At 70.4% G+C, this 14,941-nt stretch carries 11 protein-coding genes; 9 read left to right on the top strand and 2 right to left on the bottom strand.

Annotated features, from left to right (window positions below; genetic code table 11):
- Positions 1-10 precede the first annotated feature (10 nt).
- The 9 genes from EPO51_RS24505 (at position 11) to EPO51_RS24465 (ending at position 11,453) form a co-directional block, all read left to right on the top strand.
- A complete protein-coding gene (locus EPO51_RS24505; protein ID WP_293356068.1) occupies positions 11-3,181 on the top strand; it encodes an amidohydrolase family protein in 3,171 nt (1,056 codons plus the stop codon).
- Positions 3,182-3,525: 344 nt separating this feature from the next.
- The gene (locus EPO51_RS24500) at positions 3,526-6,015 is read left to right on the top strand and encodes a TonB-dependent receptor (RefSeq protein WP_293356065.1); all 2,490 of its coding nucleotides are present in this window, start codon (positions 3,526-3,528) and stop codon (positions 6,013-6,015) included.
- A 206-nt stretch (positions 6,016-6,221) separates the two neighbouring features.
- Entirely contained in the window at positions 6,222-7,328 is a 1,107-nt protein-coding gene (locus EPO51_RS24495; protein ID WP_293356062.1) for an ATP-binding response regulator, read from the top strand.
- Between the two features lie 97 nt (positions 7,329-7,425).
- Positions 7,426-8,229: a chorismate mutase gene (locus tag EPO51_RS24490; RefSeq protein ID WP_293356059.1), complete on the top strand. Its 804-nt coding sequence runs from the start codon at positions 7,426-7,428 to the stop codon at positions 8,227-8,229.
- Positions 8,230-8,278: 49 nt separating this feature from the next.
- Positions 8,279-9,409 carry a pyridoxal phosphate-dependent aminotransferase gene (locus EPO51_RS24485; RefSeq protein ID WP_293356056.1) on the top strand — a complete coding sequence of 377 codons (1,131 nt, stop codon included), beginning with the start codon at positions 8,279-8,281 and terminating at the stop codon, positions 9,407-9,409.
- Between the two features lie 3 nt (positions 9,410-9,412).
- Positions 9,413-10,345, top strand: coding sequence for a prephenate/arogenate dehydrogenase family protein (locus tag EPO51_RS24480; protein ID WP_293356053.1), 933 nt, complete (start codon positions 9,413-9,415; stop codon positions 10,343-10,345).
- 74 nt (positions 10,346-10,419) lie between these two features.
- Positions 10,420-10,677: a lipoprotein gene (locus EPO51_RS24475; RefSeq protein ID WP_293356050.1), complete on the top strand. Its 258-nt coding sequence runs from the start codon at positions 10,420-10,422 to the stop codon at positions 10,675-10,677.
- A gap of 61 nt (positions 10,678-10,738) precedes the next feature.
- Positions 10,739-11,044, top strand: coding sequence for an ArsR/SmtB family transcription factor (locus EPO51_RS24470; protein WP_293356047.1), 306 nt, complete (start codon positions 10,739-10,741; stop codon positions 11,042-11,044).
- On the top strand, positions 11,037-11,453 hold the full coding sequence (locus EPO51_RS24465; RefSeq protein WP_293356044.1) for an SRPBCC family protein: 417 nt from the start codon (positions 11,037-11,039) through the stop codon (positions 11,451-11,453). Before EPO51_RS24470 ends, EPO51_RS24465 begins: the two co-directional genes overlap by 8 nt.
- Here EPO51_RS24465 and EPO51_RS24460 read toward each other — a convergent pair.
- Positions 11,450-14,287, bottom strand: a complete 2,838-nt coding sequence (locus tag EPO51_RS24460; protein WP_293356041.1) for an ATP-dependent DNA helicase — start codon at positions 14,285-14,287, stop codon at positions 11,450-11,452. The genes EPO51_RS24465 and EPO51_RS24460 overlap by 4 nt on opposite strands.
- A gap of 71 nt (positions 14,288-14,358) precedes the next feature.
- The gene (locus EPO51_RS24455) at positions 14,359-14,877 is read right to left on the bottom strand and encodes a hypothetical protein (RefSeq protein WP_293356038.1); all 519 of its coding nucleotides are present in this window, start codon (positions 14,875-14,877) and stop codon (positions 14,359-14,361) included.
- Positions 14,878-14,941: the final 64 nt, after the last annotated feature.

The following is a 14,941-nucleotide window of genomic DNA, read 5'->3' as shown; positions in this document are numbered from 1 at the left end:
GGAGTGATCGATGCGTAAGCCGCCTCGCCAGGGGATCCACCGGCGCCGGGTCCTGTCACTGGGCGGGGCGGGCATCGCCGCCTCGTCCCTGGCCGCGCCCGTCCGCGCGGCGGAGCAGGCCAAAGGGGTCGAGCCGCCGCGGCAGGTGGCGATCACCGAGGGGACCAACATCGCGGTCTCGGCCTCGCCCGATGGCAAGACCCTGGCGTTCGACCTCTACGGGGTAATCTGGACCTTGCCAGTCGCGGGCGGCGCGGCGCGACGGCTGACCGACGACCTCACGGACGGCGCCCAGCCGGACTGGTCGCCGGACGGCAAGCGGCTGGTGTTCCAGTCCTATCGCGACGGCACCTTCCAGGTCTGGTCCGTGGGCGCCGACGGAACCGGGCTGACCCAGCACACGCAGGGGCCCTTCGATTGCCGCGAGCCGCGCGTCTCGCCGGATGGCCGGCGCGTGGCCTTCGGCTCGGACCGCACGGGCGCCTATGCGATCCACGTCCTCGACCTCGCCACCGGCGCGGTGACCCTCTGGGCGTCGGCGGAGGGCCAGGCCTGCGAGCCCGCCTGGGCGCCTGACGGCGAGCGGATCGCGTTCGCGGTCGACCGCGCCAGGGTCGAGATCGTCGACTCCGCCGGAGCGCGCACGGTCGGCCCCAGCATCCAGGCCTCGGCGGACCGCCTGAACCCGGTGGAGCTGCGCAGTCCCGCCTTCACCCCCGACGGCGCGAGGATCGTCTACCAGGCGCTGGCCAACGGCCGTGCCGAGCTCCACGGACCAAGCGGCGTCCTGGTGAGCGGCGAGGACGTGTTCCCGTTCCGGCCTGCCTGGCTGCCCGGCGGCGACATGGTCTACGCCGCGGACGGCAAGATCCGCCGGAGGACGCCGGCCGGGGTCGTGACCGAGATTCCCTTTACGATCTCGGTCCCGGTGACGCGCCCCAGTTACAGGAAGCGCCAGCGCGACTACGACGGGGCCGGCCGGAAGCCCGTCGTCGGGATCGGCAGCCCCGCGCTGTCGCCGGACGGCCGCCAGGTGGTGTTCCGCGCCCTGAACGCGCTGTGGCTCCTGCCCCTGGGCGGCAAGGCGAGCCGGATCGTCGACGACGGCTTCTGGGTGTGCGACCCGGCCTGGTCGCCGGACGGCAAGACCCTGGCCTATTCCACCGACCGCGGCGGCACGCTCGACATCTGGCTCCGCGACATGGCCACCGGCGCCGAGCGCAACCTCACCCGGCACAAGGACGCCGCGCTGTCGGCCGCCTGGTCGCGCGACGGCAGGACCATCGCCTTCCTGGACCAGGCCGGATCGCTGCACACGGTGGACGTCGCCACCGGCAGGATCGTCCAGGTGTTCGGCGCGATCTGGGAGCCGGGCAAGCCGACCTGGAGCCCGGACGGCAAGACCCTGGCGCTGGCGGCGTTCAAGCCCTACTCAGCCCGCTTCCGCGAGGGGCTGAGCGAGATCCTGACCATCGACGTGGCCACGGGGGCGGCGACCTACCAACCCGTCTTCCCCGACAAGTCGCTGGGCACGCGGGGCGACGACGGTCCGGTCTGGTCGCCGGACGGCAAGAGCCTGGCTTTCGTCTTCGCCAGCCGCCTTTGGGTCGCGCCCGTGGACGCCAGGGGCGCGATGACCGCCCCGCCGCGCGCGCTCAACACCGAAGTCACCGACGCGCCGACCTGGAGCGGCGACAGCTCGAAACTGCTCTACCTCTGCAACGGCGAGCTGCGGATGATCCCGGCGACCGGCGGGGCGGCGGCGACCCTGCCGCACGGGATCACCTGGGCCGTGGCCAAACCCAAGGGGCGCGTGGTCGTCCGCGCCGCCCGGGTCTGGCAGGGCCTGACGCCGGACGTGCGCAAGGACGTCGACATCGTCGTGGTCGGTAACCGCATCGCCGACCTGGTCCCGGCGGGCTCGGCCACCGGCGACGCCAGGGTCGTGGACGCGAGCCAGGCCACCGTCATCCCCGGCCTGGTCGAGATGCATGCGCACCGCCAGATGCAGGGCTATGGCTACGGCGACCGCGAGGGCCGGCTGTGGCTGTCCCTGGGCGTCACCACCACCCGCTCGCCGGGTTCGCCCTGCTACCACATGGTCGAGGACCGCGAGGCGATCGACGCGGGCGCCCGAGTCGGCCCGCGCTACTTCTCCACCGGCGAGGCGATCGACGGTTCGCGGATCTACTACAACTTCATGCGGCCGGTGACCGAGCCGGGCCAGATGGCGCTGGAGCTCAGCCGCGCCAAGGCGCTCAGCTACGACCTGCTCAAGTCCTACGTCCGCCAGCCCTTGCAGGCCCAACGCGACATCACCGCGTGGGCGCACGGCCAGGGCATCCCGGTGACGTCGCACTACCACTATCCGGCCCTGTCGTTCGGCCTGGACGGCATGGAGCACATCGGCGCCACCAGCCGGACCGGCTATTCGCGCACCGTCAGCCAGCTGGGCGTCAGCTACCAGGACGTCACGGCCCTGTTCGCCGCCAGCGGGGCGCGGCGCACGCCGACCCTGTTCACCGCCTCGGCGATGTACGGCTCGGATCGCTCCCTGGTGGACGATCCCCGGACCCAGGCCCTTTATCCGCCGTGGGAATATGCGCGGCTCAAGGCGCGGGCCGAGCAGTCGGCGGCCGGCGACAACACGGTTCCGCTGGCGGCGCTCCAGGCCAATGTGGCCCACCTGCGAGCCATACTGCAGGGTGGCGGCCGGGTGGTGACCGGCACCGACTCGCCGATCGACTTCAACGGGGTCAGCCTCCACATGAACCTGCGGGCGATGGTGAGGTTCGGCATGACGCCTTTCGAGGCGCTCACCACCGCGACCCGCTATTCGGGCGAGTTCCTGGAGCAGCCGCTGGGCGTGATCGCGCCCGGCATGCTGGCGGATCTCGTGGTGGCGAACGGCGATCCGCTGGCGCGGATCGAGGACGCCGCGGCCGTCCGCTACGTGGTCAAGAACGGCGAGGTGTTCGATATCCCCGCCATCCTCGGTCCCTTCGCCAGCATGAAGGCCTCTGAGGCGGCGCCGGTGCGCAGGTCGCGGCCGGCGAAGAGCGCGGGCCTGTGGTGGCACGAGGCCAGCTACGTCGAGGCCGGCCGCGCCGCCTGCTGCCTCGACCCGTTCTGCGCTCCTGCCCCGGCCGGACGCCGGATATTCCGCGCGACCGAAGCCTGAGCCCAGTCGCGTCTCGGCTTGGCGGGGCCCGCGCCGCTGCCAACCGCCATCAATTTTGAGGTAGCGGTACGCATTCGAGGTCGATTCGACATTCACCAATCCCTAACCACGCAAGGGCTCAGAGACCAGCGTTCGATTTTGCGCGGTGAATTCGAAAATGCGGTCTTTTCGCCACACTTGCGCAAAACCGTGTCGTTTACGTTGTAAGTTATCGCTGTACAGTTGACGGCGCGCCCAACACCCATTGAGGGTCCGCGGCCCCGGGCGCCTCCCCGCGCCCGCTCCAACAATATGCAAAACACGAGACCGGACGGCCTGACCGCCCGCGCCTCGGGAGGACCCTTATGTCTCGCAAAACCGCGCCCATGCGCGCACTACTGGCCGCCGGCGTCTCGTTCGCCGCACTGGCCGCCGTGGCGCAACCCGCCTTCGCTCAAGTCGCCGGCGACGAGGGCGCCACCCTCGAGGAACTGGTCGTCACCGCTGAAAAGCGCGAGCAGTCCCTGCAGGACGTCCCGGTCGCCGTCTCGGCCTTTACGTCGGAACGCCGCGACATCGCCGGCATCACCGGCATCCAGGACTTCGTGAACTTCACGCCGGGCATGAACTACTCCGGCACCGACCGCGTCAGCCTGCGCGGCGCCGGGCGCAACACCTTCTACATCGGCAACGACCCGGGCGTGGCGTCCTACTCGGACGGCTTCTACTCCGCCTCATCGTCCGAGCTGTTCAAGACGCCAATGTTCATCGAGCGGACGGAAATCCTGCGCGGGCCGCAGGGTACGCTGTACGGCCGCAACGCCATCGGCGGCGCGATCAACCAGATCTCCAAGCGCCCGGCCCACGAGTTCGGCGGCGAGATCCGCGCCTCGTACGGCAACTACGACCGCACGCGGATCGAAGGCGTCGTCTCTCTGCCGGTGGCCGACAACCTGCGCTTCAAGATCGGCGGCAGCCAGGATCACCAGCGGGACGGGTTCATCAAGAACATCGGCCCCGCCAATGACGCCGGCACGATCAAGCGGACCTATTTCGAGTTCCAAATCGAAGCCGAGCCCACCGAGAAACTGTCGATCTTCGCCCGCTATAACCGTTCCAGCTGGGACGACACCACCGGCGTCGGCGACCGCCTGGCCAACCTGGTCACGCCCTACGACACCACCCGCGTGTTCGGCCTGATCGGCCAGCTCCAGGTCAACCCGCAGTTCGGCTACACGACGCCGAACCCCGGCGTGACCGATCCGTACGTGATGAACACCAACACGGACGGCTACGGCCAGCTGCGCGGCAACCACGTGCTGACCACCAGCGTGGCCTACGACCTGGGCTTCGCGACGCTGAAGTACATCGGCGGCTTCCAGCAGTACAACTACCAGACCGGCGGCGACTACGACGGCACCAGCCGGACGACCGGGATCCCCGGCATCCTGGCGGGCCAGCTGTACTTCCCGACCCAGACCACGGACTTCAACGAGCACAAGCGCTACTTCTCGAACGAGGTGAACCTGACCTCGAGCGGCGACGGCCCCTTCCGCTGGATCCTCGGCGCCTATCAGTACCGCGAGGAGTACCGCCAGCGGATCCAGCTCGGGAACCCGAACCAGGCTGCCCTGGCCAACCCGCTGACCCTGACCGGCACGGCCGCGGCGCCGAACCCGCTGCGGAACTTCGCCGATACCCAGGCGACGCTCACCTCCAAGGCCTTCGCCGTGTTTGGCCAGGGCACGTACGAGTTCAACGAGCAGTTCGCCCTGACCGCCGGCCTCCGCTACACGAAGGACAAAAAGGAAGGCACCGAGTTCCAGCGGTTGATCATCCAGACGCCGTCGCCGGCGCTCGCGGGCGGGGCGTTCGCATTCGATGTTTCCACCGACGCCGATCCGACCACGCCGGGCGTGCAGAACTTCCGCACGCTGCAGAACAGCTGGGACGCCGTCACGGGCGTGCTGAACCTGGACTGGACGCCGGATACCGACACCCTGGCCTATGCGAAGTACAGCCGCGGCTACAAGTCGGGCGGCTTCCTGCTGGGCACCCTGTCCTCGCAGCCTGAAGCCACGCAGGAGCAGGTGGACGCCTTCGAGGTCGGCCTGAAGAAGACCTTCGCCAAGCGCTTCCAGCTGAACGCGGCGGCCTTCTACAACGACTACAAGGACTTGCAGCTCAACCTATCGCAGCTGAACGCAGCCGGCACGGCGGCGGCGAACAACTTCGTCAACGTCGACGCCGAGGCCTACGGCCTGGAGCTGGAAGCCATCTGGCGTCCGATCAACAACCTCGACCTGTCGGCCAGCTACGGCTACCTGCACACCAAGATCACCAAGGGCTGCTGCTTCTACGACCCGGCGGACCCGGGCGCGCTCGACCCGAACGCCACCCCCTCGGGCGGCTCGGTGCTCTCGAACGGCACCCGCCTGGTGTTCCAGACCCTGAAGGGCTCGAAGATCTACCAGTCGCCGGAGAACAAGTTCGCCGGCAACGCGAACTACACCTTCGACTTCACGCCCGGTTCGCTGATCCTCTCGGCGACCTACACCTGGACGGACGAGACCTTCTACCAGCCGTTCAAGAGCGAAGCGAACAAGGTGAAGGCGTACGACGTCGCCGATTTCCGGGTGCTCTGGAACGACGCCGACGACCGCTACACCCTGATCGGCTACGTGAAGAACGCCTTCGACACCAAGGGCTACACCTCGAACGGGTCGACGACGCCGACGGCGATCTTCGCCAGCCCGAACCCGGGCACGACGTCGATCGTCCAGACCGGGACGGCGATCACCCGCGGCCTGATCCAGCCCCGCACCTACGGCGTCGAGCTGCAGTACCGGTTCTAGACAAGGCGCTCTTCCTCCCTGAGGCGCCGACTTGCGGGCGGCGGATCGAAAGGTCCGCCGCCTTTTCTTTTGGGAAAACGGCCCCGCCGCCCGCTTCCTTTTGACGCGACGATGAGATTCGCCGCCCGCGGCTGCGAGATTTAACCTCTACGCAAGCGCTACCCGCACAGAATGGGTACCCAAGTTCCTCGTCTCCCCGGCGGTTCATGTCCCTGCCCGAGTTCTTCTTCGACCGAGTTACGGCCGACATCCGCCAGCAGATGGACGGAATGCTGGCCCTGACCGATCAGCTCGCCCGTCAGCGCCTGACGGCGGACGGGGAGGCGTGCGTGGCGAGCGTCGCGGAGGCCGCCGACAGCGTGCGCCGCATGCTGGATACCGCACTGGACCTCAAGAACGTCGCCGTGGACGGCCTGGCTCTCACCCTCGAGCCGATCCGGCTGCGGGAAGTGATGGACGAGATCGAGGCCCGTTGGCAGCCGCGCGCGGCCGCGGCCGGCGTCACCCTGCTGGTCTCCTACGATGGCGATCCGGAGGCGGCCGCCATGGCCGACCGCAAGCGCCTGCTGCAGATATTCGACGGGTTCATCGGCGAGGCCGTGGGCGCCCAGGCGCGCGGCGCGGTCGAGGCCGGCCTATTCGCCCATTGCGGCCCCGAAGGCGTCCGCCTGGAAGGTCGCGTCCGTGGTCCCCGCGATTCCGGCTGGGACGAGAAGGACGCCGAGACCCGTATCCGCGCCATCGAAGAGCGCCTCGGCCTCGAGGTCGCACTGGGGGCCATGCTGGCGAGACGCTTGCTGAAGGGCATGGACGGCCAGCTCCGCAAGGAAGCCAACGCCGGGGCCTCCGACACCGCCACCTTCGAAATGAAGCTCGCTCCGATCCCCGAGACGGTCGAGGAGCCCACAGAGGACGCCGGCCGCGCGGCCCATATCCTGGTGGTCGACGACAACGCCACCAACCGCATGGTCGCCCAGTCGCTGGTCGAGATGTTCGACTGCACGAGCGAGTCCGCCGAAGATGGCGAGGAGGCCGTGGAAGCCGCCCGCACCGGTCGGTTCGACCTGATCCTGATGGACATCAAGATGCCGCGCATGGACGGCATCGCCGCGACCCGCATGATCCGCGCCATCCCAGGGCCGGTTGGCGTCGTGCCGATCATCGCGCTCACCGCCAACGCCGATCCGGACGACGCCGAGGCCTACCTCGCCGCCGGCATGAACGGCGTGGTCGAGAAGCCCATGAAGCCCGAGCAACTGCTCGCGGCCCTGCAGCAGGCCCTCGACCCGACGCGGAGCGCCGCGGCGGCGTAAGCCCCGGTTTCATCTGCAACTTTCTTGCGTCGGAAGGGCCTATTGCGCCTCTCGCCGCAATCCCTTAGGTCGCGGGCTCCTGTTTTGGGGGAGTTTCATGTCCAAGGCGAAGACGGGCGCGGCGCCCTCGCTGGACGCGGTGCGTCAGCGCATCGATGCGCTCGACACCGAACTCCTGCGCCTGGTGGACGAGCGGGCCTCACTGGCGCGCGTGGTGGCCGCCGCCAAGGAGGCCGCCGGCGACGGTGACAAGTTCGCCCTGCGCCCCGCGCGCGAGGCCGCGATCCTGCGCCGCCTGATCGCCGCGCAACGCGCCGCCGCCAGCCCCGGCCTGATCGTGCGCATCTGGCGCGAGATGATCGGCGACAGCCTATCGGTCCAGGGCCCCTTCCACCTGAGCGTCTGGGGCGGTCGCGATCCCGGCCGCGCCGTGGAGCTGGCCCGTCACCGGTTCGGCGCCGCCCCGCCGCTGCGCCAGGCCGCCAGGGCCGAGGACGCGCTGGCCCAGGCGCGCAGCCCCGGTGGAGTGGCGATCTGCGCCCTCGACCCCGACAGCGCCTGGTGGGGCCGCTTGCTGGCCGAGCCCAAGCTGCAGGTGTTCGCCGCCCTGCCCTGCCTCTCGGCCTGGGGCCCGATGTCGGCGCTGGCCGTGGCCGCGGTGGACGTGGAGCCGACCGGCGACGACCGCACCTTCTGGGTGACCGATGCGACGGCGTCGGCCGCGACCATCGAGGAGGCGCTGAGCCGCGACGGCGTCGCCGCCGACCTTGCGGTCGAAGCCGGCGGCCTGAAGCTGTTCGTGCTGGCCGGCTTCTACCAGCGCGACGATGAGCGCCTGACCCGCGCGCCCGGGCGCCTCAACGGCGTGATCGGGGCTGCACCGGCGCCGCTGGACGTGTAAGAGGGCGCTCCGGCCAAGTCGGCCATCCGCCAACTCCCCAAGCCCTTCCATGCCCGACACCGCAGAACCCCTCGACCGCGCCAGAGCGGCCAAGCCTGTCCCCAAGCCGGGGATCATGGACATCCACGCCTATGTGCCGGGCAAGGCGAAGGCGGACGGCGTCGAGAACCCGATCAAGCTCTCGGCGAACGAGAACATCCTCGGGTCCAGCCCGAAGGCGCGCGACGCCTTCATGAGCGCCGCCGACGAGATGCAGATCTATCCGGACAGCCGGACCGGCATCCTGCGCGACGCCATCGCCCAGCGCTTCCGGCTGGAGCCCGAGCGGCTGATCTTCGGCTGCGGCTCGGACGAGGTGTTCGCCCTGCTGAACCAGGCCTTCCTGGAGCCGGGCGACAACATCGTGCAGGGCGAGTACGGCTTCGCCGCCTTCGCCATCGGCGCTCGCGCCTGCCAGGCCGAGGTGAGGAGCGCCAAGGAACCCGGCTACCGCATCGACGTGGACGAGATGCTGAAGGTGGTCGACGACCGCACGCGGCTGATGTTCCTGGCCAACCCAGGCAACCCGACCGGCACCTGGATCCCGTTCTCCGAGGTGCTGCGCCTCCATGCGGCCCTGCCGCCCAGCGTCGTGCTGGTCCTGGACGGCGCCTACAGCGAGTTCGCCACCGACCCGGCCTTCCAGGACGGACTGGACTTCGCCCGCGGCACGGACAACGTCGTGGTCACCCACACCTTCTCCAAACTGCACGGCCTGGCCGCGCTGCGCGTAGGCTGGGGCTACGCCCCCGCCGAGATCGCCGCAGCGGTCGACCGCATTCGCCTGCCGTTCAACACCTCGATCGCCGGCCAGCGCGCGGCGGTGGCGGCCCTGGGCGACGAAGAGTTCCAGGCCCGCTCCATCGCCCACGTCGACCAGTGGCGCTCGTGGCTGGCCCAGCAGCTGGGCGGCCTTGGGTTGGAGACCGTGGGACCGTCGGCGACCAATTTCGTCCTCGTGGGGTTCCCCAAGGTCGCGGGCAAGACGGCGGCCGACGCCGACGAGTTCCTCAGCGCGCGCGGCCTGCTGACGCGCCGGGTGCTGAACTATGGGCTGCCTGATCACCTGCGGATCACCATCGGGCTGGAAGAGCACAACCGCGCCGTGGTCGAAGCCCTGGCCGAGTTCATGAAGGCCTGATCGATGGGCGAGCCCGTGTATGCGAAGATCGCCGTGGTGGGCTGCGGCCTGATCGGATCGTCGGTGGTCCGGGCGGCGCGCGAGTCCGGCGTGGCGGGCCGCATCGCGGTCGCCGAGACTTCGCCGGTCGCGCGGGAGCGGATCGTCGCGCTGGAACTGGCCGACGCCGTCTTCGAGGACGCGGCCGAGGCCGTTGCCGACGCCGACCTGGTGCTGTTCGCCGTGCCGGTGATGTCGATGGAGACGGCCGCCCGGGCCGCGGCGCCGGGCCTGAAGCCGGGCGTGACGATCACCGACGTGGGCTCGGTGAAGCAGCATGTGGCCCATGCGCTGATCGCCGCCGTGCCGGACACCGCCTTCGTGATCCCGGGGCACCCGATCGCGGGCACCGAGCAATCGGGGCCGGACGCGGGCTTCGCCGAGCTGTTTCAGAACCGCTGGACCATCCTGACGCCCCAGGCCCGCGACGACGCCCCCTACCGCGAGGCGGTGGCGCGGCTGTCGGCCTTCTGGTCCGGGATCGGCGCGCGGGTCGAGGAGATGGACGCCAAGCACCACGACCTCGTCCTGGCCATCACCAGCCACCTGCCCCACCTCATCGCCTACAACATCGTCGGCACCGCCGCCGACCTCGAGGGCGTGGCCGAGGCCGAGGTGATGAAGTACTCGGCGGGCGGCTTCCGCGACTTCACCCGCATCGCGGCGTCGGACCCGACCATGTGGCGCGACGTGTTCCTGACCAACAAGGACGCGGTGCTGGAGGTGCTGGGCCGGTTCACCGAGGACCTGCAGGCCCTGAGCCGGGCCATCCGCTGGGGCGAGGGCGACAAGCTGTTCGAGCTGTTCAGCCGGACCCGCGAGATCCGCCGCGGCATCGTCGCCATGGGCCAGGAGAGCGCCGAGCCCAACTTCGGTCGCGACCGCGGCAAGCACTGATCTTCGCCACAATCGCGAAATACACGGGCAAAGTTCGGCGAGCCCACTCGCGCTCCACTCTGGAGAGACCCTTGATGCGCAAGATGATTTTCGCCGCCGTCGCCACGGCCCTGCTGGCTGGCGCCGGGGCGGCCTACGCCCAGATGCCGGCGCCGGCCGACATCGTGAAGAACTGGGACAAGAACGGCGACGGCGCGGTCGACAAGGCCGAGTGGGTCGCCGCCGGCCGGCCGGCCGAGCGCTTCGACGCGGTGGACGCGAACAAGGACGGCAAGGTCACCGCGGCCGAGCTGGAGGCCGCGATGGCCGCGATGCGGGCCCGCGGCGGCTGACCAGAGGAGGCCGGGTTGACCGGCCTTCTTTTTGGCGGAATATTCACCCCTAGAGGTGAATATGTTGGATGCGACGCTGGCTGCCCTGGCCGACCCGACGCGGCGCGCGATCCTGAGCCGGTTGGCGGAGGGGGAGGCGCGGGTGACCGAGGTGGCCAGGCCGTTCCCGATCTCCCTGAATTCGGTCTCCAAGCATGTCCGCATGCTGGAGCGGGCGAAGCTGGTCCGGCGCCGGATCGAGGGCCGGGACCACTTCCTGTCCCTGGACCCCGCGCCGCTGGACGAGGCCGCCGATTGGATCGCGGCGCAGAAGAAGCTGTGGGCGTGGCGGCTGGGCGAACTGGAGAAGGTGCTGGCCCATGGCTGAGCTCAAGGTTTCCCACCGCTACCCCTTCCCGGCGGAACGCGTGTTCGACGCCTGGCTGGACCCGAAGACGGCGCGCCGGTTCCTGTTCGCCACGCCGGACGGGGAGATAGTCCGCGCCGAGATCGACGCCCGGGTCGGCGGCCGCTTCGTGTTCGTGGACCGCCGGCCGGACACGGGCGACGTCCTGCACGAGGGCGAGTACGAGGAGATCGATCGGCCGCACCGGCTGGTCTTCACCTTCGCCGTGCCGCAGTACGACCCGGGCCTGACCCGCGTGGCGCTGGACTTCGCGGCCGTGGACGGCGGCTGCGAGGTGACCCTGACCCACGAGGGCGTGCTGGAGGACTGGGTCGCGCAGACGGTCCAGGGCTGGACCACCATCCTGGCGGGGCTGCAGCGGGCGCTTTAGGTCCCCGGCTCAGCCTTCGGCTGACCGTGGGATGACGAGGCGGGCGTCAGGAACGCCTCCACCTGCTCGATGGCCTCGACCAGGGTGACGCGCTGGAGCTCGATCCCGGGGGGCAATCCCGAGAACAGGCGGGTGGGGGCGGCGGCGTCGAGCATGACGAAGACGCCCTTGTCGTCGGCCCGGCGGATCAGGCGGCCGAAGGCCTGGGCGATGCGGGCGCGGGCGATGCTGTCGTCGTAGCTCTTGTTGCCGAACCGCGCGCGGCGGGCCTTGTGCAGGATGTCGGGGCGCGGCCAGGGCACACGGTCGAAGACCAGCAGCCTCAGGCTACGTCCCGGTACGTCCACCCCGTCCCGGACGGCGTCGGTGCCCAGCAGGCAGGCGTCCTGCTCGGCGCGGAAGATGTCGACCAGGGCGCCCACCTCCAGCGGGTCGACGTGCTGGGCGTAGAGGGCCAGGCCCCTGTCGGCCAGGGGCGCGGCGATCCGCTCGTGAACCGCCTTCAGCCGCCGGATGGCCGTGAAGAGGCCGAGGCCGCCGCCGCCGGCCGCCAGGAACAGCTCGCGCATGGCCGCGGCCACCTGGCGCGCGTCGTCCTTGCCGACGTCGGTGACCACCAGGGCGCGGGCGTTGGCGGCGTAGTCGAACGGCGAGCTGAGCTTCAGCGTCTTGGGCCGCTCGGGCAGGCGCGCGGCGCCGGTGCGCATCTCGGCGAGCGCGAAGGGGTCGTCGAGGGTCGGATCGGCCAGGGTGGCGGAGGTCACCAGCACGCCATGCGCCGGCTTGATCACCGCGTTGGTCAGGGGCTCGGTGGGGTCGACCCAGTGGCGGCGGCAGGCGGCGTCGACGGCGCGGCCGTACATGATGGTGGCCTCGAACCAGTCGACGAAGTCCGGGTCGTCCTCGGCGTCCTCGTCGATGGCGCGGAGCATGGAGCGCCAGGCGGGGAGCTGCATGCGGGCGCGCCGATCGAGCCCCCTCAAGGCCCCCTCGATCCTGGCGCGCTCGGAGCCGGAGAGGGTCTCGGCGTCGGCGTCGAGCACGTCCTCCAGGGCGCGGGCCAGGGCCAGCAGGGGCGCCTCCAGCCGGCCCAGGGCGGCGGCGGCCTCGCGGGCGGTGGCGCGGACCAGGTCCAGGGCCGGGCGCGCGGCGCACTCCATCCCCACCTCGGAGGGCGCGGAGCGGGCGCGGAGCTGCTCCAGGACGGCGACGACGAAGTGCTCGATCGGGCCGATCGGGTTCACCTCGCCGTTGGGGCTGGCGATGCGGCCGGACCAGCCCTCGCCCGGCAAGGCCGAGGCGCCGCGGATGGCCTCGTCCAGGGCGGTCCGCGCCTCGTCCCGATCCCCCAGGATGTCCAGCAGCCGGGCTTCCAGGCCCCTGCCCCGCCGCCCCCGCCCCTCGGGCCCGCGGATCCAGCGGCGCAGCTCGGCCGACTCCGCCCCGGAGAGGGCCGCCGAGAAGGCGCTGTCGGCCGCGTCGAACAGGTGGTGGCCCTCGTCGAAGACGATCCGCTTCAGATGGGTGGTTTCGGCGTCGCCCTTGGAGCCGCGCGCGGCGCGGGCGCCGTCGAAGGCCGCCTGGGTCAGGACCAGGGCGTGGTTGGCGATGACGATGTCGGCCCGCCGCGAGCCGCGGACCGCCTTCTCCACGAAACAGGTGCGGTAGTGGGCGCAGCCGGCGTGGACGCACTCGCCGCGCCGGTCGACCAGGTTGGCGGCCGAGGCCTGGGCCGGGGGCGCCACCGAGAACAGGGTGGGCAGCCAGGCCGGGAAGTCGCCGCCGGTCATGTCGCCGTCGCGGCTGGCCCGCGCCCAGCGCGACGCCAGCGCCATGCCCACCAGATCGGAGCCGCCCAACTGGGCCGCGTTCACCTGCTCCTGGAAGTTCAGCAGGCAGAGGTAGTTCTCGCGGCCCTTGCGGACCACCGCCTTCACCCGGCGCACCTTCTCGTCCGGATAGATGGCCCGGCTCTCGCGCTCGATCTGGCGCTGCAGGGCCCGCGTGTAGGTGGAGACCCAGACCGCCGGGCCGTTGGCCTCGGCCCACAGCGAGGCGGGCGCCAGGTAGCCCAGGGTCTTGCCGACCCCGGTGCCGGCCTCGGCCAGCATCATCATCGGCTCGCCCTCGCGCTCGCGCGGCTGGAAGACGTGGGCGGTCTCGGCCGCATAGTCCATCTGGGCGGGGCGCGCTTCGTCGAGGCCCGCCTGGGTGAGGAGCTGTTGCAGGCGCGCCGCGGCGTCGGCGGCGGCGACGGGCTTGGAGCCCGGCTCGCCCGGCGGCGCCTCGGCCTCCCATTCGGTGAGCCGGGACCAGACGTCGAGGCCCGACGAGCGGAACATGTTGCCCGTGGGCGCCGAGCGCAGGGCGCCGATCACCGCCGAGCCCCAGGGCCAGCCGGCGCGGGCCAGGGTCTCGGCCACGGCCAGGGCCTCCTCGCGGGAGGGCTGGGGCGTCAGCGCCAGTTCGGCCAGCAGGGCGTGGGCGGCGGCCTGGAGGGCGGAGGCCTGCTGCTCGGCGGTCTTCGGTTCCGGCAGGCTCAGCGCCTGGGCGAGGCCGGCGGCGGAGGGGGCGGTGAACTGGGCGGGGCGGACGAAGGCGAAGAGTTCGAGGGCGTCGAAGATGCGGGGGGTTCTTGGCGGCGCGTGGAGGCCCAGGCGGCGGGCCGTCATCGCCGCGTGGGCGAGGAGGACGGGGGCGGATTCGAAGAGGTCGCGGGCGTCGGGGGCTCTTAGCGGCTGGGCGTCACCGGCGGGGGTGCAGACGGCGCAGCGCGGGCCCGGGAGGACGACGAGGGCGGGGGCGAGGGCGAGCTGAGTCGGGGGGGCGGACACCTTGGGGAGGGTAGTGCGGGTGGGGGATGAACGGAAGGGGAACTGGGGGTGGTGGGGGGCAGGCGTGCCACTTACGCTGACGGCCACAGCCAGCGCACCGACTCGATTTGCTGCTTCAAAGTGCGATCTGCGAAGTAGCGCGTGCGATCATGCGTCAAGCGGCGCATAAGCTGGGAAGCTTTTACCTGCACCTCCCTGGCTCTCCACAGTTCTTTTGGTCGATTGCGCTGCCCGAAGGTCGGCCCGGTTACCGCGGCCGCTAGGGAAGCGACGAGAGCGGGACCATCAGAGTCCTTCCCCTTCCAAAGATGAGGCGCGCACGCCGCGCAGAGAGACGAAATATCCTGAATTAGAAACTCGATTTCGGCTTCCTGAACCGTCGATTCGGCCTCCTTGTAGTTTGAGGTCCAATATTGCCCCGCCAGCTTTTGAAGGGCCAACAGTTGCGTTCGGACTGCGTCGAGGGCCCGATTTAAATAGTCGCGCTGTCCTCTAAAGCGCTCAACCGCGCGCGCAATTAGCCAACTGCCGACTATTGCGATGATTAGGCCCGTGATGAGCGACGGCAAAACCTTGTCTGCAAACCACATGAGGGCACTTGTTGGTGCCGGAGAAGCCGCCAACTCTACGATAGTATTGAGCGACTCCGATGTT

The sequence above is a fragment of the Phenylobacterium sp. genome (assembly GCF_004297125.1).
Lineage (GTDB): Bacteria > Pseudomonadota > Alphaproteobacteria > Caulobacterales > Caulobacteraceae > Phenylobacterium.
This window is presented reverse-complemented; position numbering and strand designations above follow the sequence as displayed.